This is a genomic window from Kocuria salsicia, assembly GCF_039532055.1.
GTDB classification, from domain to species: domain Bacteria; phylum Actinomycetota; class Actinomycetes; order Actinomycetales; family Micrococcaceae; genus Kocuria; species Kocuria salsicia.
In genome coordinates this window covers 14,049-38,793 of the sequence record NZ_BAAARF010000011.1, presented here as the reverse complement: position 1 = coordinate 38,793, position 24,745 = coordinate 14,049, and the positions used below count along the sequence as shown (strand labels likewise).

The following is a 24,745-nucleotide window of genomic DNA, read 5'->3' as shown; positions in this document are numbered from 1 at the left end:
GTGACGGCCCAGGTCCTGGACGGCAAGGCCACTGCCGCACAGATCAAGTCCGAGCTCGCGCAGCGTGTGGCACGGCTCGCGGAGCAGGGCGTGGTGCCCGGCCTCGGGACGGTCCTCGTGGGGGACGACCCCGCCTCGCGCTCGTACGTGGCGGGCAAGCACCGCGACTGCGAGCAGGTGGGCATCGCCTCCATCCGCAGGGAGCTGCCCGCGGACGCCTCGCAGGAGGAGCTCGAGCAGGTGATCGACGAGCTCAACGAGGACCCCCGGTGCACGGGCTACATTGTGCAGCTGCCCCTGCCCGAGCACATGGACACCAACGCGATCCTCGAGCGGATCGACCCGGCCAAGGACGCGGACGGACTGCACCCCACCAACCTGGGACGCCTGGTGCTCAACGTCAACGAGCCCATGACCTCTCCGCTGCCGTGCACGCCCAACGGCATCGTGGAGCTGCTCACGCGCCACGGCGTGGAGCTCGCGGGCCGCACGGTGCTCGTGATCGGACGCGGTGTCACGGTGGGGCGGCCCATCGGGCTGCTGCTCACGCGCAAGCCGGTCAATGCCACAGTGGTCCTCGCGCACACAGGGACCACCAACCTGCCCGAGCTGCTCGCGCAGGCGGACGTCGTGGTGGCAGCCGCCGGGCGGCCGCACATGGTGGGTGCGGACCAGATCAAGCCGGGCGCCGTGCTGCTGGACGTCGGCGTCTCCCGCGTGGTGGATCCGGAGACCGACAAGAAGAAGCTCACCGGCGACATCGACCCGGCGGCGGCGGAGACTGCCTCCTGGATCTCCCCGAACCCGGGCGGTGTCGGCCCCATGACGCGGGCCATGCTGCTCGTCAACGTGGTGGAGTCCTGCGAGCGGGCAGTCTCCGAGGGCGCCTGAGCACCAGCACACCGTCACCACACCCCGGTGCCCGACGCCGCGGGGCCGCCTCGTCCGCGAGGGCCCCGCGGCGTTGTCATGTGCGGGAACCCTCCGGGCACGAGAACGTCGCACGGCTGGTCCCGCGGTGGCATGCCATTCGTTCGGCCGGCACCGCGAGGCCCACATCTCGTGTTTGCGGGTTCGCGCCCGACTCGGGACGGAAGTCGGCGCAGGACATGGATCAGAGCGGGGCAGAATTCGGCGCGCACCGCGGGTTTTGAGACAATGGCCCCATGCAGCCGATCGGATCCTCGAACGCCCACACCGCCGCCTCCGCCCAGGGCCCCCGCACCGGGCGCACCGCCCTGTGGGGAACGGTGATCGGTCTCGCCGTGCTGGTGGTGATCTTCGCGGTGGCCCTCATCCAGGCGGCCCACTCCAACTCCCTGCTGGGCTGGGTGCTGGCGGGCATCGCGCTCGGGTGGCTCATGCTCGCCGTGTGGGCACTGTGGATGGTGCACAAGGCCGCGGTATTCGGCCGCGAGCAGATGCGTCAGGCGCAGGAGCAGCTGCGCGCGCAGCACGGGCGGGCACCCGCCACGTCCGCTGCGGCCGCCGGCCCTGGGCAGTCCCTGCGGGACGAGAAGCTCGCCCACGGCATGCAGGTGATCCTGGTGCAGTCCAAGGTGGTCAAGGAGCAGCTCTCCTCGCCGGACCCGGACGCCGAGCACGTCCAGCGCGCGCTGGAGACCATCGACATGACCGCCGCCAACGGGCTGCGCAGTCTCAAGGACTCCGGTACGCCGGTCAGCGGTACCGTGGAGGACTGAGACCGGCCCCCACCGGTACGAACGACCAACGCGCAGGAACCACGAGGAGACGGACGGACATGGCGGATTCAGGGCAGACGGTGCGCATTGCCACGGTGAACGTGAACGGCATCCGCGCGGCGTACCGCAGGGGCATGGCGGACTGGCTCGCCCCGCGCGGGGTGGACCTGCTGTGCCTGCAGGAGGTGCGCGCTCCGGACAAGATCACGCGCGAGCTGCTGGACGAGGACGTCTGGGACGTGCGGCACACCGAGGCCGCGGCCAAGGGCCGCGCCGGGGTGGCCATCGCCACGCGCCGAGACGCCTTCGACGGCGCCCTGCTGCCGGTGGAGTCCCGTGTGGGCATCGGCGAGGAGTACTTCGACGACTCCGGGCGCTGGATCGAGAACGACGTCCGGCTGCCCAACGGACAGAACCTCACGCTGGTCTCCGCGTACGTGCACTCCGGCGAGGTGGACACCCTCAAGCAGGAGGACAAGTACCGCTTCCTGGAGGCCATGCTCACCCGCCTGCCGCAGCTCGCCGAGCGCAGCGACCACGCCCTCGTGGTGGGGGACCTCAACGTGGGCCACACTGAGCTGGACATCAAGAACTGGAAGGGGAACGTCAAGAACGCGGGCTTCCTGCCCGAGGAGCGCGCCTACTTCGACCGGTTCTTCGGGGACGTGGGCTACGTGGACGTGGCCCGCAGCCTCGCCGGGGACGTGCCCGGTCCGTACACGTGGTGGTCCTACCGCGGCAAGGCGTTCGACACGGACGCCGGTTGGCGCATCGACTACCAGATGGCCACCCCGGGCCTCGCCGCGCTCGCGGCCGAGGCCGTGGTGGACCGCGCCGATTCCTATGACACCCGCTTCTCCGACCACGCCCCGCTCGTGGTCGACTACCGCCTGGCCTGAGCGTCGAGCGCCCGTGAGACCCCGCCGCCGATGCGCCCGGTGACTCCCGGGGGCCGGTCCCGGGCACGGTGTACAGGAAGGCCACTCCATACACACGAGGACGACGCCGCGGTGGCCCCGCGGCGTCGTCGCCCCCTGCGCCACGCACTCCAGAACAACGACCGAGAAGAAAGCCGGAACACCATGACCGAACAGAGCACGCAGCACCGCGCGGTACCGCGCGTCGTCTCGGGTGTGCAGCCCTCCGCGGACAGCCTGCACCTGGGCAACTACGTGGGGGCGCTGCGCAACTGGGTGGACATGCAGGACGACAACGACTGCGTTTTCTTCGTGGCGGACCTGCACTCGATCACGACGGGTCAGGACCCGGCCACGATGTCCGAGCGCACCCGGGTGACCGCCGCGCAGTACATTGCCGCGGGCATCGACCCGGAGCGCTCCACGTTGCTCATCCAGTCCCAGGTGCCCGAGCACACGCAGCTCTCGTGGGTGCTCAACTGCATCACGGGCTACGGCGAGGCCGCGCGCATGACCCAGTTCAAGGACAAATCCGTGAAGCAGGGAGCGGAGAACACCACCGTGGGCCTGTTCACCTACCCGGTGCTGATGGCCGCGGACATCCTCGTGTACCAGGCGAACCAGGTGCCCGTGGGGGAGGACCAGCGTCAGCACCTGGAACTGACCCGTACCCTCGCGCATCGCTTCAACTCCCGCTTCGGGGAGACCTTTGCCGTGCCGGACGCCAAGATCCTGGAGAACTCCGCCAAGGTCTACGACCTGCAGAACCCCACGGCGAAGATGTCCAAATCCGCGCCGTCGGACGCCGGGCTCGTGCGGCTGCTGGACCCGGCCAAGAAGAACGCCAAGAAGGTCAAGTCCGCAGTGACCGATGACGGCACCGAGGTGCGATTCGACCGGCAGGCCAAGCCGGGCATCTCGAACCTGCTCACCATCTACTCCTCGCTCACGGGCACGCCGGTGGGCACGCTCGAGGCCGAGTACGAGGGCAGGATGTACGGCCACCTCAAGGTGGATCTCGCGGAGGTGGTCACCCAGACCCTGGACCCCATCCAGAAGCGCGCGCAGGAGCTGCTGGACGACCCCGCTGAACTGGACCGTCTGCTCGCCCGCGGCGCGGACAAGGCGCGGGGCATCGCCGCCCAGACCCTGCGCGAGGTCTACGACCGGATGGGGTTCCTGCCCGGCGTCTGAGCACCGTGTGTGCGATCACGCCGGTGGGATACTGTGGGACGCGGCCGAACTGAGGAGGATCGCGTGAGCGAGGGTCACATCTCTCCCACCGTGCGACCCGGGCAGGTGTACGCCGGCGTGGTCATCCGCCTGCCCGAGCCCCTGGGCAGGGAGCTGCAGGACTGGCGGGCATCCTTCGGGGACACCCAGGCCGGCACCGTTCCCGCCCACATCACCCTGATGATCTCCACCCGCGGCAAGGACTGGGACGAGCTCGTGGCCCACGTCCGGGACGTGGTCTCCGGGTGGGAGCCCTTCCACGTGGAGATCGACGGCACCGGCACGTTCCGCCCGCTGACACCCGTGGTCTACCTGCGCATCGGGCGCGGTTTCGAGGAGTGCGTCCGGCTGCACCGCGAGCTCCACGGGGACACGATGCGCTCCGCGTCCCCCTTCGACTTCCACCCCCACGTGACGCTGGCGCACGGCACCACGGAGGACGACCTGAACCGCGCACAGGCCATGCTGCGCACCTACCGCGCGGGGTTCATGGTGGACCACATCGACCTCTACGAGGCGGACGAGCACGGGGCCTGGCACGTCCGCGACACGGTCCCCTTCGGTGCGAAAGCGGTGGGGCACCGTGACGGCCCCTGAACCGCCCCCGGTGGTCCCGGCGCTCGTGGACCGGGCCGGCCTGGTGGCGGAACACCACAGGCTGCGGGCCGTCCGGCGGGACCTGGCCTCCCGCCACGCACCGGCACCACGGCGCCTGGGGGCCTTCTTTGCGTGGCTCTTCGCCCGCTTCATGGCCTTCTACCCCGTGCGGCTGGTCTCGCACTACATGTTCCACGGCGGCCCGCTCATGGCGGCCGGGCTCGCGTACCAGCTGCTCTTCGCCTCCACGTCCCTGCTCGTGATCTTCTTCGCCGGGCTCGCCACATTCCTGGGAACCGACTCGCCGCTGCAGCAGACGCTGGTGGAGGGGCTGATCCGCAACATTCCCGGCTTGCTGGACACCGGCGACGGCCGCGGCGGAGTGATCCCCCTGACCCTGCTCGAGAACACGGGGCCCTTCACTGTGGCGTCCACGGTGGCCGTGGCGGTGCTGCTGTTCACCGCGTGGCGCTGGGTGGCCGGGGTGCGCCTTGCCACCCGCCGGATGTTCGAGCTCCCGCCGGCCCCTGGGGTCCCGCTCGCGGCCGTGCCCCGGGACCTCGCGTGGCTCGTGGTGATCGGCGTCCTGCTGCTCGCCTCCGCCACTGTGAGCGTCTTCGCCTCCGGTGCGGTGGACGGTGTGATCCGCTGGCTCGGCAGCATCGGTCTCACACGGGTGCAGCCCCTGCTGGACGGCGGGGGAAAGTCCACGATCATCTTCGGCGTGGGCCTGCTCGTGGACGTGCTCATGAGCCTCTCGCTCGTGCGGGGCGTGGCGCAGCTGGCACTGCACCGCAGGGCGCTGCTCGTCACGGTGATCGTGGGTGCCGTCGGCTCTCAAGCGTTGCGCTACGGCGGCAGCGAGATCATCGGGCGCGTGGGACAGAACCCGTACGTGCTCTCGGCCGCCGTGCTCGTGGGCGTGCTGCTGTGGTTCAACCTCTACGGGCAGATCCTGCTCTTCGCGGCCGCCGCCGGTGCGGTGGTGCAGGCGGACATCCGCGGGGCGCGTGCCCAGCCCGAGCGCGAAGACCGCGCCGTCACGGTCGTCGCCGCCGCCTCCCTGCCGAACGCGGCCCGGGGCAGGGGCATGGAACCCGCCGTGCGCTTCGACAGCCCCAGCGCCGGCAGTAGCGCGGTCCGCGCCGGTTCCCACACGGTGTCCGCTGACGACGACGCGGTCTCCTAGGACAACGCGATCTGCAACGCCGCGACGCCCCGCGACCGGTAGCCGCGCTCACCACGACGGCGGCGGCGTCGTGCGCGGGATGTGAAACGGCCCCGGACTCGACGAGGAGTTCCGGGGCCGCTCAGGCACTGCGGGGCGTCACAGGGCGGAGGCGAAGACCGCCTTCTTGACCTCGGCGATGGCCTTGGTCACCTGGATGCCGCGGGGGCACGCCTCGGTGCAGTTGAAGGTGGTGCGGCAGCGCCACACACCCTCCTTGTCGTTGAGGATCTCCAGGCGCATGTCACCCGCCTGGTCACGCGAGTCGAAGATGAACCGGTGCGCGTTCACAATCGCGGCGGGGCCGAAGTACTGGCCGTCCGTCCAGAACACGGGGCACGAGGACGTGCACGCCGCGCACAGGATGCACTTGGTGGTGTCGTCGAAGCGCGCGCGGTCCTCCTGGGACTGGTACCGCTCCCCAGTGGGAGTGTGGTCCTCGTTCACCAGGAAGGGCATGATCTCGCGGTAGGACTGGAAGAACGGCTCCATGTCCACGATCAGGTCCTTCTCGCACGGCAGGCCCTTGATGGGCTCCACCGTGATGGGCTTGGACAGGTCCAGGTCCTTGAGCAGGGTCTTGCACGCGAGACGGTTGCGGCCGTTGATGCGCATGGCGTCCGAACCGCACACGCCGTGCGCGCACGAGCGGCGGAAGGACAGCGAGCCGTCCAGCTCCCACTTGACCTTGTGCAGGGCGTCCAGCACACGGTCCGTGCCGTACATGGTCAGTGGCCACTCGTCCCAGTGCGCCTCGGAGTCGAACTCGGGGTTGTAGCGGCGCACCTTGAGCACGATGTCGTACGTGGGGATGGCCTCTTCGCCCTCGGCAGCGGGCTGCTGAGCGTCCTTGTTCTGGTTCTCGGTGACTGCAGTGGACATCAGTACTTACGCTCCATCGGCTCGTAGCGGGTCATGATCACCGGCTTGGTCTCCTGCCGGATCCCCGCGGTGGGGGAGGAGGGGTCCTCGTAGACCATCGAGTGGACCATGAAGTTCTCGTCGTCCCGGTTCGGGAAGTCCTCGCGGAAGTGGCCGCCGCGGGACTCGTCACGGTGCAGGGCCGCCACGGACATCACCTTGGCGAGCTCGAGCAGGAAGCCCAGCTCCACGGCCTCGAGCAGGTCCAGGTTGAAGCGCTTGCCCTGGTCCTGGATCGAGATGCTGGCGTAGCGCTCCTCGAGGGCCGCGATGTCGTCCAGGGCCTTCTGGATGGTCTCCGCGGTGCGGAACACCTGCATGTTGAGGTCCATGGTGTCCTGCAGGTCCTTGCGGATCGCGGCCACCTTCTCGTTGCCGTGCGGGCTGCGCGCGTTGTCGAGCAGCGCCTCGGTGCGCTTGGTGGCGTCGTCCGGGACGGGCAGGAACTCGGCATCGCGGGCGTACTCGGCAGCGAAGGTGCCGGCGCGCTTGCCGAACACGTTGATGTCCAACAGGGAGTTGGTGCCCAGGCGGTTGGAGCCGTGCACAGACACGCAGGCCACCTCACCAGCCGCGTACAGGCCCGGAACGGTGGTCTCGGAGTCCTGGAAGACCTCGCCCTTGATGTCCGTGGGGATCCCGCCCATGCAGTAGTGGGCGGTCGGGAACACGGGGACGGGCTCCGTGTAGGGCTCCACGCCCAGGTAGGTGCGGGCGAACTCCGTGATGTCCGGCAGCTTGGCGTCGATGTGCGCCGGCTCCAGGTGCGTGAGGTCCAGCAGCACGTAGTCCTTGTTGGGGCCGCAGCCGCGGCCCTCGCGCACCTCGTTGGCCATGGAGCGCGCCACGATGTCCCGGGGGGCGAGATCCTTGATGGTCGGGGCGTAGCGCTCCATGAAGCGCTCGCCGTCCGCGTTGCGTAGGATGCCGCCCTCACCGCGGGCCGCCTCGGAGACGAGGATGCCGAGCCCAGCGAGGCCCGTGGGGTGGAACTGCACGAACTCCATGTCTTCCAGCGGCAGGCCGTTGCGGAACGCGATCGCCATGCCGTCACCCGTGAGGGTGTGGGCATTGGAGGTGGTCTTGAAGACCTTGCCGGCACCGCCGGAGGCGAAGACCACGGACTTGGCCTGGAACACGTGCAGCTCGCCGGTCGCGAGTTCGTAGGAGACCACGCCTGCGGGGCGGCGGCCCTCCGGGGTGTCCACCATGATCAGGTCCAGGACGTAGAACTCGTTGTAGAACTCCACGTTGTGCTTGATGCACGTCTGGTACAGGGTCTGCAGGATCATGTGGCCCGTGCGGTCCGCGGCGTAGCAGGCGCGGCGCACCGGGGACTTGCCGTGGTCACGGGTGTGCCCGCCGAAACGGCGCTGGTCGATCTTGCCCTCGGGGGTACGGTTGAAGGGCAGTCCCATGTGCTCCAGGTCCAGCACCGCGTCGATGGCTTCCTTGGCCATGACCTCCGCGGCGTCCTGGTCCACCAGGTAGTCGCCACCCTTGACGGTGTCGAACGTGTGCCACTCCCAGTTGTCTTCCTCGACGTTGGCGAGGGCGGCGCACATGCCGCCCTGAGCGGCACCCGTGTGGGAACGGGTGGGGTAGAGCTTGGTTAGCACGGCAGTGCGCGCTCGCTGACCGGACTCAATGGCGGCACGCATGCCGGCGCCACCGGCGCCGACGATTACCACATCGTACTTGTGAACCTGCATACCAGATGTTCTTTCTACGTGGGTGAGGGTGAGAAGTGCGGGGCCCGGCACCGGGCCGGGACGACCGTGACCGGTGGCCCCGCGAGGGGCGCCACCGGTCACCGGGTCACTGTGCGGGGCAGAAGGAGGCCAGCAGGGACGGGTCCGCACCGGCGGGGCACGGCTCGAAGGTGAAGATCACCATGGTGCCCAGAAGGATCACGAACGCGGAGGCCACGAAGAGCAGCACCTTGAGCCAGAAGCGCGTGGTGCTGCGCCCGGCGTAGTCGTCGATGATCGTGCGGATGCCGTTGGTGCCGTGCAGCATGGCGAGCCACAGCAGCAGGAGGTCCCACACCTGCCAGAACGGGTTGGCCCACTTGCCGCCCACGAAGCCGAAGTCGATGGCGTGGACGCCCTCGCCGACCATGAGGTTGACAAAGAGGTGGCCGAAGACGAGGACGACGAGCACGACGCCGGACATGCGCATGAACAGCCACGCGAACATCTCGAAGCTGCTGCGGGAGGAGCTGGCGCGGTTGTACTTCACGCCGTCGACCTCGAGGTCCCGGCTGCGAGGGACCTGGATCTTGGTCTTGAGAGGAGTGCTCACGGTATCAACCCCCGAAAACGTGCGACAGGTGACGGATAAGGAACGGGATCATCACGATGACCCACAGGGCGATGACGCCCCAGAGCAGGCCCTTCTGGTTCTTGGTCCCGCCCTTCCAGAAGTCGATCAGGATGATGCGCAGGCCGTTGAAGGCGTGGTACACGATGGCGGCCACAAGGCCCGCCTCGCCCAGACCCATTACGGGGTTCTTGTACGTGGCCATCACTGCGTTGTAGGCCTCGGGGGAGACACGCACGAGGGCGGTGTCGAGGACGTGGACCAACAAGAAGAAGAAGATGGCCACGCCGGTGATTCGGTGGGCAACCCAGGACCACATGCCGTACTGGCCGCGGTAAAGGGTGCCCCTGGATGAGTTCGCCACGGAATGTCCTCCCTGTGTCGCTCGTCGTCGTGCGCACTGAAAGTGGTGGAAGCGGCAGCGTTCTCGCGCTCGCGCTCGTGCACGGCGACGGCGGAGCCCTGGCTGGCTCTGTCATGGATGATGCGGTAGTTCTCAGCAAAGATACCAGCCCCGCGCACGGTGACTGACAACGTGTCTGCAAGCGTGACCCGCGCCGTGACGGGGAATTACGGCACTCGGACGTGTCCGAATCGGGATCGAGCAGGGGTTCCCGCGACTGGCTGCCGGGCCACCCTCCCGGGGCGTCACACAGCCGGGTTCCGGTGCTGCTGAGGGGGCGGCCCGTACACTGTCGGTCGTGACTTCGCCATTGCAACGATTCCATCCGTTCATCCCCGCGGGCGGGGTGGGCTCTCGGCTGTGGCCGCTCTCCCGAGCGGACGCGCCCAAGTTCCTGCTGGACCTCACCGGTTCCGGCTCGTCGCTGCTGCGCGCCACCTACGACCGGCTCGAGGGCCTGTCCGCCGGCCCGCTGATGGTGGTCACCGGACGCTCGCACGCGGGGGCGGTGCAGGAGCAGCTCCCGGAGCTCTCCGCCACCGACCTCGTGCTCGAGCCCTCCCCCAAGGACTCCGCCGCGGCGATCGGCCTGGCGTGCACGCTCATCGAGCGGCGGGACCCCACCGCGATCATCGGCTCGTTCGCCGCGGACCACGTGGTGGAGCCCGCGCAGGCCTTCCAGGACGTGGTGCGCGAGGCCATCCAGGCCGCGGACACGGGGCGGATCGTGACGATCGGCATCACGCCGTCGTCCCCTGCCACCGGGTTCGGCTACATCAAGGCGGGGCGCTCCCTGGGCCTCGAGCAGGCCCCCCACGCGCTCACGGTCGAGCAGTTCGTGGAGAAGCCGGACGAGGAGACCGCCCGGCAGTACGTGGCCAGCGGGCGCTACACGTGGAACGCGGGGATGTTCGTCGCGCCCGTGGGACTGATGCTGGACTACCTGCGGCGCAGCGAGCCGGAGCTCGCGAAGGGCCTGGACCGGATAGCGGACGCGTGGGAGACCACCGAGCGCGACGCCGTCGTGGACGAGGTGTGGCCCACCCTCACCAAGACCGCGATCGACTACGCGGTGGCCGAGCCCGCCGCGGCGGCCGGGGACGTGGCCATGGTCCCCGGCGACTTCACGTGGGAGGACGTGGGGGACTTCGCGGCGATCAACCGGCTGAACAAGGTGGACCCGCAGACGGACTCCCAGGTCTCGATCCTGGGCAGCAACAAGCGGGTGCTCGCGGACGAGTCCTCCGGCATCGTCGTCTCGGACACCGCCCGGCTGATCGCGCTGATCGGGGTGGACGACATCGTGGTCGTGGACACCCCCGACGCCCTGCTGGTCACCACGGCTGAGCACGCCCAGCGCGTGAAGAACGCGGTGGACTCCCTCAAGCGCAACGGGGACACGGACGTCCTGTGACCCGTTCCCCACGGCGCGGGGCGTGGCGGCGCGTGCGGTAGAGCCCCGGCGGTAACCTGAGAGCCATGTTGGATCTGCCACTGCCGAACGCCGACGACATCGGCCAGCCTCCCGCCATCGGACCCTTGCTCTCGCACTACTTCCCGGACCTGGTCCGCTTCCGCCGCGACATCCACCGGCACCCGGAGCTGTCCTACGAGGAGTACCGCACCACGGAGCGGATCGTCCACGCGCTGGAGGCCTCGGGGCTGCGCCCTGTGCGCTTCGAGCGCACGGGGTGCTACGTGGACATCGGCCGTGGTCCGGTCATGGTGGGGCTGCGGGCGGACATCGACGCCCTGCCCATCCTCGAGGAGACGGGGCTGGACTACGCCTCGATCAACGAGGGCGTGATGCACGCGTGCGGCCACGACATCCACACCACGGTGATGCTCGGCGCCGCCCGTGTGCTCGCGGACCTGCACCGCTCCTCGCCGTTCGCCGGCGCCGTCCGCGTGGTCTTCCAGCCCGCGGAGGAGAAGCTGCCCGGCGGTGCGCTGAGCATCATCAAGCAGAACGTGCTGGCCGGGGTGCCGCGGATGTTCGCGCTGCACTGCGAGCCCAAGGTGGACGTGGGCAGCGTGGGCACCCGGATCGGCGCCATTACCTCGGCCTCCGACACCATCCGGATCGAGCTCTCCGGGCGCGGCGGGCACACCTCCCGCCCGCACCTGACCGAAGACCTCGTCTACGCGATGAGCCAGATCGCGATCGACGTGCCGGCCGTCCTCTCGCGCCGTGTGGACGTGCGCTCCGGGGTGGCGGTGGTGTGGGGGCAGATCCACGCCGGCGTGGCGCCCAACGCGATCCCCATGAGCGGCTTCATGGCCGGGACCATGCGCTGCCTGGACGCGGACGCGTGGTACCGGGCGGGCGAGATGCTGGACGAGGTCGTGGGACAGGTGGCCGCGCCCTACGGGGTGAACGTGGACCTCGAGCACATCCGTGGCGTCCCACCGGTGGTCAACGGGGAGACCGAGACCACCCTGCTGGAGATCTCGGCCCGCGCCGAGCTGGGGGAGGAGAGCGTCCTGCTGGTCGAGCAGTCCATGGGCGGGGAGGACTTCGCCTGGTTCCTGCAGCACGTGCCGGGCGCCATGATGCGCCTGGGCACGCGCGAGCCGGGTGGGCGCACCTTCGACCTGCACCAGTCCGACTACGCCCCCCAGGAGGAGGCCATCCGCTGCGGCGTCCAGGTCATGGCCTCCACCGCGCTGCGGGCCCTGCGCCTGAGGGTGCGCGAACTCGCGGATGCGACACTGCCGCCGGAGGGCACGGAGGGCGCAGAGGTTTGACACGCCCGGGGTGAGGGCATTCACGGGGTTCTCCGGGGCTACACTGAGCAGACTCACGAGCCGCCTGCGCCGCCCCGCGAGCGCACGGCGTCCCCCAGCCCCACAGACCGGAGGACCCCCATGACCACTCGACGTTTCCGCGCTCTCGGCGCGCTCGGACTGGCCGGGGTCACCGGCCTGGTCCTCGCCGGCTGCGGCTCCGCCCCGGACAGCTCGGGTGGGTCCAGCCAGCAGGCCTCCGACTTCAAGGGATGCATCGTCTCCGACGACGGCGGGTTCCAGGACCGCTCCTTCAACCAGAGCTCCTACGAGGGCCTCAAGGCAGCTGAGGAGCACAAGGGAATCCAGGTCAGCCAGGCGGAGTCCCAGTCCGAGACGGAGTTCGAGCCCAATCTCACCTCCATGACGCAGCAGGGCTGCAACCTGACGGTCTCCGTGGGCTTCCTGCTCGCGGACACCACCAAGAAGGTTGCCGCCGCGAACCCGGACAAGCACTTCGCAATCGTGGACGACAACTCGATCACGGCGGACAACGTCAAGCCCATCGTCTACAACACCGCCGAGGCCGCGTTCCTGGCCGGGTACCTGGCCGCGGGGACCACGCAGACCGGCAAGGTGGCCACGTACGGGGGCATGGACATCCCCACCGTGACCGTGTTCATGGACGGCTTCGCGGACGGCGTGAAGTACTACAACGAGAAGAACAAGAAGGACGTCAAGGTCCTGGGCTGGAACAAGGACTCGCAGAACGGCACGTTCCTGAGCTCCTTCCAGGACTCGTCCAAGGCGAAGACCGTCACTCAGAACCTCATCGGGGACGGCGCGGACGTGGTGCTGCCCGTGGCCGGACAGGCTGCGCAGGGAACGGTAGACGCGGTGTCCGAGGCGAACAAGGGCGGCGACGAGGTGCGCCTGATCTGGCCGGACACCGACGGCTACGAGTCCCTGGATTCCGGCAAGGAGTACGTGCTGACGTCGGTGCTCAAGGAGATGTCGAAGTCTGTGGAGGATGTCGTGACGCAGGCGGCGGACGGCACCTTTGACCACACCCAGTACGTGGGCACGCTGGAGAACGGCGGCGTGGGCCTGGCTCCCTACCACGACCAGGAGGACGCGGTGGGCGAGGACCTCGACAAGCAGGTCCAGCAGCTGAAGCAGGACGTCATCGACGGCAAGGTCACGGTCGAGTCCAAGAGCGCGCCGAAGTCCTGACCGATCACTCCCGGCAGGAGCCGACACGTGCAGCTGACACTGAACGAGGTCACCAAGAAGTTCGGTGACTTCACCGCCAACGACCGGGTGAGCCTCACGGTGGAACCCCACCAGATCCACTGCCTTCTCGGTGAGAACGGCGCGGGCAAGTCCACCCTCATGAACGTCCTCTACGGGCTGTACGAGCCCACGTCCGGGGCCGTCGAGATCGACGGCGAACCCGTCCGCTTCAGCGGCCCCGGGGATGCCATGGCGGCTGGGATCGGCATGGTGCACCAGCACTTCATGCTGGTCCCGGTGTTCACCGTGGCCGAGAACGTGGCGCTGGGCCACGAGAGCACCCGCGGGGCGTCCCTGGACCTGGAGAGCACACGGGCCAGGATCCGGGAGATCTCCGAGCGCTACGGCTTCGCGGTGGACCCCGATGCCGTGGTGGAGGACTTGCCGGTGGGTGTCCAGCAACGCGTGGAGATCATCAAAGCGCTGGTGCGCGACGCCGAGGTGCTGATCCTGGACGAGCCCACCGCCGTGCTGACCCCGCGCGAGACGGACGAGCTGCTCGAGATCATGCGCCAGCTGCGGGAGAGCGGCACCTCGATCGTCTTCATCTCCCACAAGCTGCGGGAGGTGCGCGCCGTCTCGGACGTGATCACCGTGATCCGTCGCGGCCGCGTGGTCGCGCAGGTGGGCCCGGAGACCTCCACGGACGAGCTCGCCGCCCTGATGGTGGGCCGGGACGTCAGCCTGACCGTGGCCAAGAAGCCCGCCCGGGGCGGCGGCGCCGCACTGGAGGTGCGCGGCCTCACCGTGGTGGGGGACAACGGCGTCGTGCTGCTGGACGGTGTGGACCTCGACGTCGCACCCGGCGAGATCCTGGCGGTGGCCGGCGTGCAGGGCAACGGGCAGACCGAGCTGACGCAGGCGCTCGTGGGTCTCGAGGAGCGGGTGAGCGGTTCAGCGCGGCTGGAGGGAAGGGAGCTCGTGGGGCTCGGCACACGGGAGGTGCTCGGGTTCGGCGTGGGCTTCGTGCCGGAGGACCGGTCCACGGACGGTCTCGTGGGGACCTTCTCCGTGGCCGAGAACCTCGTGCTCGACAGGTACCGGGACCGGGAGTTCTCCCGGGGTCCGTCCCTGCGTCTCGGAGCGATCACGGATCACGCCGGCGCACAGGTGGCCGAGTACGACATCCGCACCGGCTCGGTTGACTCCGCAGTGGCCACGCTGTCCGGGGGCAACCAGCAGAAGGTGGTCATCGCCCGCGAGCTCGGGCGCCCGCTCAGTCTGTTCGTGGCCTCCCAGCCCACCCGTGGCGTGGACGTGGGTTCGATCGAGTTCATCCACCGCCGGATCGTGGCCGAGCGCGACACCGGCACCGCCGTGCTGATCGTGTCCACCGAGCTGGACGAGGTCTACGCCCTCGCAGACCGGATCGCCGTCCTCTTCCACGGCCGTCTCATGGGCATCGTGGGCCCGGACACCCCGCGCGAGGCACTGGGCCGGATGATGGCGGGCGAGCCCGCGGTGGCGGTGGTGCCGCCCGTGCCATGGGATTACTCGCAGCAGCCCTCGCCGAGCGAGCAGGACAACGGCGCGGTTGTCCGCAGTGCCGACGCCGCGCGACCCAGATCCGCGGCGACCGACCGACCCGAGGGGAACCCCACCGCATGAGCGCCTCTACCGCACCGGCACCCACGGAGCAGGTCTCCGCGCCACCACCTACCGAGCTCTCCGCGGACGGGCAGCGCAGGACGCTGCTGGGCTCCACGGTGCAGTCCGTGCTCGCCGTGGTCACCGCCCTGCTGCTGGGCGGGCTGCTGGTCGCCGTCACGGACGAGAAGGTCCGCCACACCGCCGGGTACTTCTTTGCCCGCCCGGGGGACACGTTCGCCGCGATGTGGCGAGCGGCGTCCAGCGCGTACGTGGCGATGTTCCACGGGGCCGTCTACAACCCGTCCGGCGCGGGACTCTCGGGAAAGCTCTACCCCCTCACCGAGACCCTGACCGTGGCCACACCCCTGATCCTTGCGGGCCTGGGCGTGGCACTCGCGTTCCGGGCGGGGCTGTTCAACATCGGTGCCCAGGGACAGATCCTCGTGGGGGCCACCCTCGCGGCCTGGGTCGGGTTCTCGTGGCACCTGCCCGCCGGCGTGCACCTGCTGGCCGTGCTCGCTGCGGGCGCGCTGGGCGGCGCGGTGTGGGGAGGCATCGTCGGCTTCCTCAAGGCCAGGACCGGCGCGCACGAGGTCATCCTCACCATCATGCTCAACTACGTGGCACTGAACCTGGTCGCGTGGCTGCTCACGCTGCCGGGCTTCCAGCGCGAGGGCTCCTCGAACCCCATCAGCCCGGCCGTCGACGAGAATGCGATGTTCCCCAAGCTGCTGGGGGAGCACTTTCGGCTGCACTGGGGCTTCGTGGTGGCCGTGCTCGCCACGGTGGCCGTCGCATGGCTGCTCAACCGCTCCACGGTGGGTTTTGAGCTGCGCGCGGTAGGAGCCAACCCGCGCGCCGCGCGGACCGCGGGGATCTCGGTGACGCGCGGCTTCGTCGTCGTGATGCTGCTCGCCGGAATGCTCGCCGGACTCGCGGGCACGGCCCAGATCTCCGGGACGGAGTACTCGCTGACCTCCGGGGTCGCGGCGTCCTTCGGCTTCGACGCCATCACCGTGGCGCTGCTCGGGCGCTCCACGCCGTGGGGCACGTTCTTCGCAGGCATCCTCTACGGGGCGTTCCGCGCCGGGGGCGTGACCATGCAGTCGATGACGGGCACGAACATCGACATCGTGCTCGTCGTGCAGTCCCTCATCGTGCTGTTCGTGGCACTGCCGCCGCTGCTCACGCTCGCCACCCGCCGTCGCCGCATCCAGGAGGTTGCCGCGTGAGCTCCGCCCTCACCACCCCGGCTCCCCGACCGCAGCGTCGGGACACGGTTCCGGAGACCGAACTCGCCACCGCGGCCGCCAACCGCGCGGTGGGTGTGCGGACCCTGCGGCCCGCTCTCGGCTTGGGCGTCCTCGCGCTGCTCGCCCTGCTGGTCTTTGCGCTGGGCGCCTCCGGGCAGGCGGTGCAGTTCCGCCTCTCCGAGGACGACGACGCCGTCCGGCTGCCCGATCTCTGCGTGCCCTCCGCGCCCTGGGGGTGGTTCGTGGCTGTCGCGCTCGCGGCGCTCGCGGTCTGGGCCGCCGTCCGGGCCCGGAAACTGCCACGCTGGGCTGCCGTGCTGGCAGGGTTCCTGTTCGTGACCGGCTTCCTCGTGTGGGTCGTGGCCACCGCGCGCACTCCCAGCCTCTCGGTGACGGCGCTGCTCGCGGGCTCGGTGGCGCTGGCCACCCCGCTGGTCTTCGGGTCGCTGGGCGGGCTGCTGTGCGAGCGCTCCGGGGTGGTGAACATTGCGATCGAGGCGCAGCTGCTGTTCGGCGCGTTCGCCGCGGCGGTCGCGGGCACCCTGGCCGGAAGCGCGTGGGTGGGCCTGCTCGCGGCGGTGCTCGGCTCCGTGCTGGTCTCCGCCGTGCTGGCACTGTTCGCGATCCGCTTCCGGGTGAACCAGGTGATCGTGGGCGTGGTGCTCAACGTGCTGGTCTCGGGCTTGACCGGCTTCCTTTTCGCCACCGTGCTGGAGCCCAACGCCGCGGTGTTCAACGCTCCCGAGCGGCTGCCACTCGTGCGGATCCCGCTGCTCGCAGAGATCCCCGTGATCGGCCCGGTGCTCTTTGACCAGTCGGTGATCGGCTACCTCATGTACCTCGCGGTGGCCGTGGTGTGGTTTGCGCTCTACCGCACCCGCTGGGGGCTGCGCACCCGCGCCGTGGGGGAGCACCCCAAGGCCGCGGACACCCTGGGCGTGTCCGTCAACGCGCTGCGCGTGCGCAACGTGCTGCTGGGCGGCGCGGTGGCAGGCATCGGCGGCGCGTTCTACACGCTCGTCTCGGTCTCGGCGTTCACCCGGGACATGACCGCCGGTGCCGGGTACATCGCGCTGGCCGCACTGATCTTCGGGCGCTGGAACCCCGTGGGTGCGCTGCTGGCGTCCCTGCTGTTCGGCTTCGCGTCAAACCTGGAGTCCATCCTCTCGTTCCTCGGGACGCCGGTCCCCAGCCAGTTCCTGGCCATGCTGCCGTACGTGGTCACGATCCTCGCCGTCGCCGGGCTCGTGGGCCGCTCGCGAGGACCCGCGGCTTCCGGAGAGCCCTACACCAAGGAATGACGATGCCGCCAGCTCACGGCGGCCACGAGACAGGAGCACCCATGCAGGACGCACACGCCCACGCACCCGTGGACGGGACCACCTGGCAGGAGCTGCAGCGCGCGGCCACCGAGGCCCTCGCCCACTCCTACTCGCCCTACTCGAACTTCCCCGTGGGAGCGGCTGCGCTCGTCTCCGACGGGAGGGTGGTGACCGGGGCCAACATCGAGAACGCCTCCTACGGAGTGACCCTGTGCGCCGAGTGCTCGCTGGTGAGCGCGCTGCACATGTCAGGTGGCGGGTCCCTCGTGGCGTTCGTGTGCGTGGACGGCAACGGGGACGTCCTGATGCCCTGCGGGCGCTGCCGCCAGCTGCTCTACGAGCACCGCGCGCAGGACATGCAGCTACTCACCGTCAGCGGTGTCCGCTCCATGGACGAGGTGCTGCCGGACGCGTTCGGGCCGCAGAACCTCTGACGGTCCTGCCGGGCCGCCATCGATCCCTGCCCCGCCCGTCTCCTCGGGCCATGGGCTCCGAGCTGCGCGAGCAGGATGGACACGGGGACGCGGCGGACGAGGCTTCGGCGCGGGCCACGGCGGTGCGCGCGGGGACTCCCGGTGTCACGGGTCCAGGCTCCGCCAGGGACGCCCCGCATATACTTTGGACGAGAAACCACGCCAGGCTCTGAAGGGAAACGATCACGTGGGTTTGAGAGATTTGTTCCGCGGCAACAAGAACACCAACCCGGCCCCGCAGCCGTCGCCCGGCCCGCAGCCGACCCTCCCCGCGGTGGAGCGGCCTGCGCAGCCGAACGCCCCCGAGTCGGCCGCTGCGAAGCAGGAGAGCACCCGGCGTCGGCCCGAGACCCAGGCGGCGCCCCTGCCCGAGAGCGGTGCACTGCGCAACCTCGTGGAGCTGCTGCTCTCCCGCGGCGCGGACCGCGCACGGCTCACGCTCGTGCAGTCCGGCAACATCATGACGCACCAGACCCGGCAGGCCGTCGGTGAGGCGCAGGACGAGGTGGAGAACGGCACGGTGGACCAGGGTTCGCCGCTGTTCGACGACGTCGCGGACCTCTACACCCAGGCCATGAGCACCCCCGTGGGCCCGTGGCGGCAGCTGGACATCGCGGCGTCCGCCCCGAACGAGGGCCGGCGTGAGATCACGGTGTCCTACGACTTCCCCAACGGCGAGTCCCGCGTGGAGCGCTACAGCCACGGTGCCGTCAGCCACGGCGCCATCGCGGGTCCCGGTGCGGACGCCGGCGCGCATCGCGACGTGGTAGACCACGCCTCCCAGGGCGGCGTCGCCGAGGAACCCACCGGTGGCCTCCCCGAGGACGCCCGGCACGACGTCACGTCCACGGACCGCGCCGACGGTGCGGATTCCGCGACGCAGGGCGAGGCCGAGCTCGGCCGCCAGGACGACGCCGTGCGCGTGGTCGACGACGGTGTGGCCCAGCCCGCCGAGGACGGCGACGTCGTGGCGGCCGGCGAGCACCCGGCACCGCTGGTCACGAACGCACCGACCGCGCAGGACACCACGGCAGGGGACCCCCTGGCCGAGGACGCCGCGGCCGCTGACGCCGCCCGCGCCGAGGGCCTCGACGCCCAGGACGGCCGGGACGCCGAGGACGTGGCGCCCGAGACCGGCGTGGCCGACGAGGACCCGTTCACCGCGCCCGCCGTGGACGCCCAGGACGAGGTGGTCACGGACGGGACCGCCCAGACGCTGACCAGCACCGAGGGGGAGGAGCTCACCGAGCAGAACCTCTCCGGCCAGAACCTCCCCGAGCAGGGCGTGGCACTGGATGAGCAAAAGCTCCCGACGACCGCCACGGCGGCCGCGGAGGAGAGCACCGCCACCGGTTCCGAGGACCTGCCCGTCCACGTGGACGAGTCGGCGTTCGGCACCGAGACGAGCGACCCGCTGGTCCCGGGTGCCGCGACCGACGCGGACGAGGACCCCGAAGGGGCGCCGCAGCTCGCGGCCGCCACGGACGTGTCCCCGTCCTACCGGGGCTCGCAGGAGCAGGGCGTGGACATGTCCGCGCTGGCTCCGGGCAACCTCACCCTCACCACCGGGGACGTGCTCGCCCGCCTCGCCGAGGCGCAGCGGCACCTCTTCGGCTCCGAGGGCACGGCCCGCGAGGTCTCCACCGTGCTGATCCGCGTGCGCGCGCTCGGCACGTACTACGACGCCCTGACCCACGTGCGCCTGAACGGCTTCTGGGACCAGCGCCCCACGTTCGATCTGGTGCCCGAGGACCTGCTGAAGGTCCAGGAGCTCAAGGACGACTCCTACGTGGAGGGCTCCGGTGCACCGCTGGCCATGATGTTCCGCTTCCGGCCGGGCCTGCCCCCGGAGGTCACGTTCGACTACTCGGACGAGGAGGCATTCGTGCGCTACGAGCAGCGGCTGCCGGGGCAGAACTACCTGGAGGAGCTGCGGATGTACCCGCGCACCGGCTCCAACATCCCGCAGCACGTCAACGAGGCGCTGCAGGACTGGAACTACTGAGCATGAGCACACGAGAGTCCCCCGAGGGCCCCGTCCGCACTGCGGGCGGGGCCCTCGGGCCACGTCCCCGGATCTGCCTGCACGACCACCTGGACGGGGGAGTGCGCCCGGCCACGGTCCTCGACCTCGCCCGCGAGGCGGGCCACGAGCTGCCCGCCTCCGACGCCGAGTCCCTGGGCCGGTGGTTCCGTGACAGCGCGAACTCCGGCAGCCTGGTGCGCTACCTGGAGACCTTCGAGCACACGGTGGCCGTGATGCAGACCGCGGACGCCCTGCGCCGCGTGGCCCGCGAGTACACGCAGGCCTGCGTGGCGGACGGGCTCGTCCACGCCGAGGTGCGGTGGGCGCCGGAGCAGCACGTCGCGGGCGGGCTCACGCTCGACGCCGCGGTGGACGCCGTGCAGCAGGGACTGGCCGAGGGCGTCGAGGAGGTCCGCGCCGCCGGGGGCCACCTCTCGGTGGTCCAGATCCTGTGCGCGATGCGCCACCTGGAGCGCTCCACCGAGATCGCCGAGCTCGTGGTGCGCCGGGTCCGCGGCGAGGATGCCCTCGTCGGCGGCGCCGCGGGAGCGGCCGCCGAGCAGCTGACGCCCCAGGAGCTCCCGACGGCGACGTCGCCCGGCCGGGTTCCCGGGGAGCCGGAGCCCGGAGCGGTGGTCGCCTTCGACCTCGCTGGCCCCGAGGCGGGCTTCCCCGCCTCGGCCCACCGCGAGGCCCTCGACCTGCTGGCCGCGCACCGGATCCCGGTGACGCTGCACGCGGGCGAGGCGGACGGCGCGGCGTCCATGGCGGATGCCCTGCTGGTGGGGCGCGCCCTGCGCCTGGGCCACGGCGTGCGGCTGCTGGACGAGGACCCGGAAGGCACGTCCCCGCTCGCTTGCTGGATCCGGGACCGGCAGGTCGCGCTGGAGGTCTGCCCGTGCTCCAACCTGCAGACCGGCGCGAGCAGCGCGTGGGGCGAGGGCATTGCCGAGCACCCGGTTACACGGCTGCTGCGGGGCGGTTTCGCGGTCACGATCTCCCCGGACAACCGGCTCATGAGCGACACCTCGGTCGGCCACGAGCTCGAGCAGCTGCGCACCCGTGCGGGCTGGTCGGACGCGGACGTCGTGGCGGTCCAGCGCAACGCGGCCCGCGCGGCGTTCGTGCCCCGCGAGTACCAGCTGTGGCTCGAGGAGCAGGTCACGGGGGAGCGGGTGTGAGCGCCGAGGACAGGACAGCACCCGGGCCGCGGTTCGAGCGGCTGCTGGAGGTCATGGACCGGCTGCGGTCCCCGGGCGGCTGCCCGTGGGACGCCGCCCAGACGCACGAGTCGCTGCTGCGCTACCTCGTGGAGGAGGCGTACGAGGTCGTCGAGGCGGTCGAGACGCTCGAGCCCTCCCTGCGGCGTCGTGACGAGCTCGTCGAGGAGCTCGGGGACGTGCTGCTGCAGGTGGTCTTCCACGCGCGGATCGGCCAGGAGCACACCGGTGAGGAGCACTTCGACGTCTCGGACGTGATCGACGCGGTGACCGCCAAGCTCATCCGCCGCCACCCCCAGGTCTTCCCGGGGAACGAGGCCGCCGGGCGGGAACCCGCGGCCGGTGATGCGGCGACGTCGTCCGCCACCCAGGATGCGGCCCTCACGGACGGCGCGGAGGCGTCGTCGTCCGCCTCCGGCGCGGGCGTCGCAGCCCCGGACACCGCGACCCCCAGCACGACGCCCCCGGGCGCTGTGCCCCCTGATACCGCGGCCCTGGCCCGTGCGACTGCGAGCAGCGCGGAGCTGTCGGCACGCTGGGACGCTGTGAAGCGGGACGAGAAGCCGCACCGCACCCGGATCTTCGACGGCATTCCGCCGTCGCTGCCCGCGCTGGCCTACGGTGAGAAGGCGTTCTCCAAGGCACGGCGCCACGGCGTGAGCGCGGTGACGCCGGTGCAGGAGGAGCCCACCGCCGGGCAGCGGGAGGCGGAGGAGCGTGAGCTCGGCGACCGCCTGCTGGCGCTGGTGGAGACGGGCTCGGCGCGCGGGCTCGATGCCGAGCGCGCCCTGCGCGGGGCGGTGCGCCGTTTCGTGCGCGAGAACGACGGGCCCGTGACCGGCTGACACCTGGTGCCCCGCGACGGATCGCACTGACCCGGTACCCTCGGTAGGCTGGAGGCTGGGGCGCAGACCGTCCCACGGGTCGACGACCGACAAGGAGATTTTCATGGCAATGATCATTGCGCTGCAAGCACGCCAGATCCTGGATTCCCGCGGCAACCCCACGGTCGAGGTGGAGGCGTTGCTCGAGGACGGCAGCTTCGGACGCGCGGCCGTTCCGTCCGGTGCCTCGACCGGCGAGTTCGAAGCCGTCGAACGCCGTGACGGAGACAAGAAGGTCTACCAGGGCAAGGGCGTGCTGAACGCCGTCCACGCCGTGGACGAGGAGCTGGAGCAGGCGGTCGTGGGCCTGGACGCCTCGGACCAGCGGGCCGTGGATCAGGCCATGCTGGAGCTCGACGGCACGGACAACAAGGCCAAGCTGGGCGCCAATGCGATCCTGGGCGCCTCCATGGCCATTGCCCGTGCGGCCGCGAGTTCCGCCGACCTCGAGCTCTACAAGTACCTGGGCGGCCCCAACGCCCACGTGCTGCCCGTGCCCATGATGAACATCCTCAACGGCGGCTCCCACGCGGACTCCAACGTGGACATCCAGGAGTTCATGATTGCGCCGCTCGGCGCGCCCACGTTCTCCGAGGCCCTGCGCTGGGGCGTGGAGGTCTACCACAGCCTCAAGTCCGTGCTGAAGGACCGCGGCCTGTCCACCGGTCTGGGCGACGAGGGCGGCTTCGCACCGAACCTCGAGTCCAACGCCGCCGCGCTGGACCTGATCCTCGAGGCCGTCAAGAAGGCCGGCTACACGCCGGGCAAGGACATCGCGCTCGCGCTGGACGTGGCGTCCTCCGAGTTCTTCGAGAAGGGCTCGTACTCCTTCGAGGGCCAGAAGCGCTCGGCCGAGCAGATGTCCGCGTACTACGCGGACCTCGTCGAGAAGTACCCGCTGGTCTCCATCGAGGACCCCCTGGACGAGAACGACTGGGAGGGCTGGGCCACCCTGACCGAGCACATCGGCGAGAAGGTCCAGCTCGTGGGCGACGACCTTTTCGTGACCAACCCCGAGCGCCTGGCCCGCGGCATCGACGAGCACGTGGCCAACGCCCTGCTCGTGAAGGTCAACCAGATCGGCTCGCTCACCGAGACGTTCGACGCCGTGGAGCTGGCCCAGCGCAACGGCTACCGCTGCATGATCTCCCACCGCTCGGGCGAGACCGAGGACACGACCATCGCGGACATCGCCGTGGCCGTGAACGCGGGGCAGATCAAGACCGGCGCTCCCGCCCGGTCCGAGCGCGTGGCCAAGTACAACCAGCTGCTGCGCATCGAGGAGGAGCTGGGCGAGTCCGCCACCTACGCGGGCGCCTCCGCGTTCCCGCGCTTCACCGCGAAGTGAGCCGCGCAGCGGCGTCGCACCCGTGACGTCGCCGGTGCCCACCGACGCGCCGCCCGGTCCCCGTTCGCAGGGGACCGGGCGGCGCTGCGCTGCGGGTAGACTGGCCCAGCACGAAGAGCCCCACCACGTCTTCCCCCGGAGGTGACCGCATGGTCGGTCCAGGCCCGCGGATTCCCCGGCCGGGATCCCTGCGCGACGATGGCGACGAGACTCCGGCACCTCCCGGCGGTTCCCACACCCTCGCGGCGCCCACCCCGGCGCACTCGTTCAACGGTCGTCTGGTGGCGCTGATCGTGGTGGCCACCCTCATCGTCTTCCTGGCCGCGCCCACGGCCAAGATCTTTATCGACCAGCACACGCAGATCTCCGAGCTGCGCAGCAGCATCGCCGAGGAGCAGGACCAGCAGCAGCAGCTCAAGCGCGAGGAGCAGCTGTGGGGGGACGACTCCTACGTGGAGCAGCAGGCCCGGGAGCGGATGTCCTACGTGATGCCGGGGGAGAGCGCCTACGTGGTGGTCGGAGCCCAGCCGGACGTCCACCAGGGCGTGGAGTCCTCCGCCGAGCAGGTCGAGGCGGGCAAGCCCGCGTGGGGTGACGGGCTCTGGCAATCGGTCGTCGACTCCGCTTACCCGCAGCAGGACGTCACCCTCGAACCACGACCCCAGGAGAGCAGCGACAAGTGAGCGACGCCGCACGAGAGCAGGACCGCACCGTCACGGACCAGGACCTCACGGTCGTGGGCCACCAGCTGGGACGGCCCGCACGGGACGTGGTGGAGATTGCCGCGCGCTGCGTGTGCGGCAACCCGCTCGTCGTCGCCACCGCACCCCGGCTGGGCAACGGGACACCCTTCCCCACGGTCTTCTACCTGACCCACCCCGTGGTGACCGCGGCTGTCTCCCGGCTGGAAGCGGAGGGTGCCATGTACGCCATGTCGGAGCGCGTGGCCGAGGATCCCGAGCTCACCGAGCGCTACCGGGAGGCTCACGAGCACTACCTGGCCCAGCGCCGTCGTATCGGGGAGCTCGCCGGCACCGGCGAGGTGCCCGAGATCGAGGGGATATCCGCCGGGGGGATGCCCACCCGCGTGAAGTGCCTCCACGTGCTCGTGGGACACAGCCTGGCCGCGGGCCCCGGGGTGAACCCCCTGGGGGACGAGACGCTGGAGAGCATCTCCGCCACGTGGACGCCGCAGCGCTGCGCGTGCGACCCCGCTTGGCGCGAGGCCTGAGCGGCCCCCGCGCCGAGCGACTCCGACTCCCCACCCCACGACCAGAGGACCCTT

23 protein-coding genes are annotated in these 24,745 nt (G+C 70.4%); 19 read left to right on the top strand and 4 right to left on the bottom strand.

Going from position 1 to position 24,745, the window contains the following annotated elements; translation table 11 throughout:
- The 6 genes from ABD264_RS09830 to ABD264_RS09805 all read left to right on the top strand — a co-directional run bounded on the left by ABD264_RS09830 (nt 1) and on the right by ABD264_RS09805 (nt 5,639).
- Nucleotides 1-891 (top strand): bifunctional methylenetetrahydrofolate dehydrogenase/methenyltetrahydrofolate cyclohydrolase, encoded by an 891-nt coding sequence (locus ABD264_RS09830; RefSeq protein ID WP_094393553.1) that lies wholly within the window; start codon nt 1-3, stop codon nt 889-891.
- A 275-nt stretch (nt 892-1,166) separates the two neighbouring features.
- Nucleotides 1,167-1,703, top strand: a complete 537-nt coding sequence (locus tag ABD264_RS09825; protein ID WP_126874922.1) for a hypothetical protein — start codon at nt 1,167-1,169, stop codon at nt 1,701-1,703.
- A gap of 59 nt (nt 1,704-1,762) precedes the next feature.
- A complete protein-coding gene (locus ABD264_RS09820; protein WP_055083482.1) occupies nt 1,763-2,602 on the top strand; it encodes an exodeoxyribonuclease III in 840 nt (279 codons plus the stop codon).
- A 183-nt stretch (nt 2,603-2,785) separates the two neighbouring features.
- A complete protein-coding gene (gene trpS / locus ABD264_RS09815) occupies nt 2,786-3,814 on the top strand; it encodes a tryptophan--tRNA ligase (RefSeq protein WP_344205825.1) in 1,029 nt (342 codons plus the stop codon).
- Between the two features lie 63 nt (nt 3,815-3,877).
- Nucleotides 3,878-4,450 (top strand): 2'-5' RNA ligase family protein, encoded by a 573-nt coding sequence (locus ABD264_RS09810; RefSeq protein WP_303106537.1) that lies wholly within the window; start codon nt 3,878-3,880, stop codon nt 4,448-4,450.
- Nucleotides 4,437-5,639 (top strand): YihY/virulence factor BrkB family protein, encoded by a 1,203-nt coding sequence (locus tag ABD264_RS09805; protein WP_303106538.1) that lies wholly within the window; start codon nt 4,437-4,439, stop codon nt 5,637-5,639. Before ABD264_RS09810 ends, ABD264_RS09805 begins: the two co-directional genes overlap by 14 nt.
- Before the next feature lie 138 nt (nt 5,640-5,777).
- Here ABD264_RS09805 and ABD264_RS09800 read toward each other — a convergent pair whose 3' ends face one another.
- The 4 genes from ABD264_RS09800 to sdhC form a co-directional block, all read right to left on the bottom strand.
- Nucleotides 5,778-6,560, bottom strand: coding sequence for a succinate dehydrogenase iron-sulfur subunit (locus tag ABD264_RS09800; RefSeq protein ID WP_126874919.1), 783 nt, complete (start codon nt 6,558-6,560; stop codon nt 5,778-5,780).
- On the bottom strand, nt 6,560-8,311 hold the full coding sequence (gene sdhA / locus ABD264_RS09795) for a succinate dehydrogenase flavoprotein subunit (protein WP_126874918.1): 1,752 nt from the start codon (nt 8,309-8,311) through the stop codon (nt 6,560-6,562). Before sdhA ends, ABD264_RS09800 begins: the two co-directional genes overlap by 1 nt.
- 106 nt (nt 8,312-8,417) lie before the next feature.
- Entirely contained in the window at nt 8,418-8,903 is a 486-nt protein-coding gene (locus ABD264_RS09790; protein ID WP_055083498.1) for a succinate dehydrogenase hydrophobic membrane anchor subunit, read from the bottom strand.
- A gap of 4 nt (nt 8,904-8,907) precedes the next feature.
- Entirely contained in the window at nt 8,908-9,285 is a 378-nt protein-coding gene (gene sdhC / locus ABD264_RS09785) for a succinate dehydrogenase, cytochrome b556 subunit (RefSeq protein ID WP_083482375.1), read from the bottom strand.
- A 337-nt stretch (nt 9,286-9,622) separates the two neighbouring features.
- On the opposite strand from sdhC, the gene ABD264_RS09780 reads away from it, so the two are divergent.
- The 13 genes from ABD264_RS09780 (at nt 9,623) to ABD264_RS09720 (ending at nt 24,691) form a co-directional block, all read left to right on the top strand.
- On the top strand, nt 9,623-10,738 hold the full coding sequence (locus tag ABD264_RS09780) for a mannose-1-phosphate guanylyltransferase (protein ID WP_055083500.1): 1,116 nt from the start codon (nt 9,623-9,625) through the stop codon (nt 10,736-10,738).
- Nucleotides 10,739-10,803: 65 nt separating this feature from the next.
- Nucleotides 10,804-12,072, top strand: a complete 1,269-nt coding sequence (locus ABD264_RS09775; RefSeq protein ID WP_344205818.1) for an amidohydrolase — start codon at nt 10,804-10,806, stop codon at nt 12,070-12,072.
- A 120-nt stretch (nt 12,073-12,192) separates the two neighbouring features.
- The gene (locus ABD264_RS09770) at nt 12,193-13,284 is read left to right on the top strand and encodes a BMP family lipoprotein (protein ID WP_144830762.1); all 1,092 of its coding nucleotides are present in this window, start codon (nt 12,193-12,195) and stop codon (nt 13,282-13,284) included.
- A gap of 27 nt (nt 13,285-13,311) precedes the next feature.
- The gene (locus tag ABD264_RS09765) at nt 13,312-14,952 is read left to right on the top strand and encodes an ABC transporter ATP-binding protein (RefSeq protein WP_055083506.1); all 1,641 of its coding nucleotides are present in this window, start codon (nt 13,312-13,314) and stop codon (nt 14,950-14,952) included.
- Nucleotides 14,949-16,166: an ABC transporter permease gene (locus ABD264_RS09760; RefSeq protein ID WP_303105967.1), complete on the top strand. Its 1,218-nt coding sequence runs from the start codon at nt 14,949-14,951 to the stop codon at nt 16,164-16,166. Before ABD264_RS09765 ends, ABD264_RS09760 begins: the two co-directional genes overlap by 4 nt.
- The gene (locus ABD264_RS09755) at nt 16,163-17,488 is read left to right on the top strand and encodes an ABC transporter permease (RefSeq protein ID WP_186320775.1); all 1,326 of its coding nucleotides are present in this window, start codon (nt 16,163-16,165) and stop codon (nt 17,486-17,488) included. Before ABD264_RS09760 ends, ABD264_RS09755 begins: the two co-directional genes overlap by 4 nt.
- Nucleotides 17,489-17,529: 41 nt before the next feature.
- Nucleotides 17,530-17,943, top strand: a complete 414-nt coding sequence (locus ABD264_RS09750; RefSeq protein ID WP_144830769.1) for a cytidine deaminase — start codon at nt 17,530-17,532, stop codon at nt 17,941-17,943.
- A gap of 232 nt (nt 17,944-18,175) precedes the next feature.
- The gene (locus ABD264_RS09745) at nt 18,176-19,987 is read left to right on the top strand and encodes a hypothetical protein (RefSeq protein ID WP_344205811.1); all 1,812 of its coding nucleotides are present in this window, start codon (nt 18,176-18,178) and stop codon (nt 19,985-19,987) included.
- A 2-nt stretch (nt 19,988-19,989) separates the two neighbouring features.
- Entirely contained in the window at nt 19,990-21,189 is a 1,200-nt protein-coding gene (locus tag ABD264_RS09740; RefSeq protein WP_344205809.1) for an adenosine deaminase family protein, read from the top strand.
- Complete coding sequence (locus ABD264_RS09735) at nt 21,186-22,073, top strand: MazG nucleotide pyrophosphohydrolase domain-containing protein (protein WP_344205807.1); 888 nt, start codon at nt 21,186-21,188, stop codon at nt 22,071-22,073. Before ABD264_RS09740 ends, ABD264_RS09735 begins: the two co-directional genes overlap by 4 nt.
- Before the next feature lie 103 nt (nt 22,074-22,176).
- The gene (gene eno / locus ABD264_RS09730) at nt 22,177-23,460 is read left to right on the top strand and encodes a phosphopyruvate hydratase (protein WP_344205805.1); all 1,284 of its coding nucleotides are present in this window, start codon (nt 22,177-22,179) and stop codon (nt 23,458-23,460) included.
- 149 nt (nt 23,461-23,609) lie between these two features.
- On the top strand, nt 23,610-24,143 hold the full coding sequence (locus ABD264_RS09725; RefSeq protein ID WP_126874765.1) for an FtsB family cell division protein: 534 nt from the start codon (nt 23,610-23,612) through the stop codon (nt 24,141-24,143).
- Complete coding sequence (locus ABD264_RS09720; RefSeq protein WP_126874766.1) at nt 24,140-24,691, top strand: DUF501 domain-containing protein; 552 nt, start codon at nt 24,140-24,142, stop codon at nt 24,689-24,691. The genes ABD264_RS09725 and ABD264_RS09720 overlap by 4 nt, the downstream gene beginning before the upstream one ends.
- The last annotated feature ends 54 nt before the right edge of the window (nt 24,692-24,745 follow it).

Bases quoted from the DNA above. Each gene is read 5' to 3' on its own strand.
- eno (WP_344205805.1), top strand. From the start codon at position 22,177: ATGGCAATGATCATTGCGCTGCAAGCACGCCAGATCCTGGATTCCCGC.
- ABD264_RS09800 (WP_126874919.1), bottom strand. From the start codon at position 6,560: ATGTCCACTGCAGTCACCGAGAACCAGAACAAGGACGCTCAGCAGCCC.
- ABD264_RS09770 (WP_144830762.1), top strand. From the start codon at position 12,193: ATGACCACTCGACGTTTCCGCGCTCTCGGCGCGCTCGGACTGGCCGGG.
- ABD264_RS09760 (WP_303105967.1), top strand. From the start codon at position 14,949: ATGAGCGCCTCTACCGCACCGGCACCCACGGAGCAGGTCTCCGCGCCA.
- ABD264_RS09820 (WP_055083482.1), top strand. From the start codon at position 1,763: ATGGCGGATTCAGGGCAGACGGTGCGCATTGCCACGGTGAACGTGAAC.
- ABD264_RS09775 (WP_344205818.1), top strand. From the start codon at position 10,804: ATGTTGGATCTGCCACTGCCGAACGCCGACGACATCGGCCAGCCTCCC.
- ABD264_RS09825 (WP_126874922.1), top strand. From the start codon at position 1,167: ATGCAGCCGATCGGATCCTCGAACGCCCACACCGCCGCCTCCGCCCAG.
- ABD264_RS09750 (WP_144830769.1), top strand. From the start codon at position 17,530: ATGCAGGACGCACACGCCCACGCACCCGTGGACGGGACCACCTGGCAG.
- ABD264_RS09740 (WP_344205809.1), top strand. From the start codon at position 19,990: ATGAGCACACGAGAGTCCCCCGAGGGCCCCGTCCGCACTGCGGGCGGG.
- sdhA (WP_126874918.1), bottom strand. From the start codon at position 8,311: ATGCAGGTTCACAAGTACGATGTGGTAATCGTCGGCGCCGGTGGCGCC.
- trpS (WP_344205825.1), top strand. From the start codon at position 2,786: ATGACCGAACAGAGCACGCAGCACCGCGCGGTACCGCGCGTCGTCTCG.
- ABD264_RS09725 (WP_126874765.1), top strand. From the start codon at position 23,610: ATGGTCGGTCCAGGCCCGCGGATTCCCCGGCCGGGATCCCTGCGCGAC.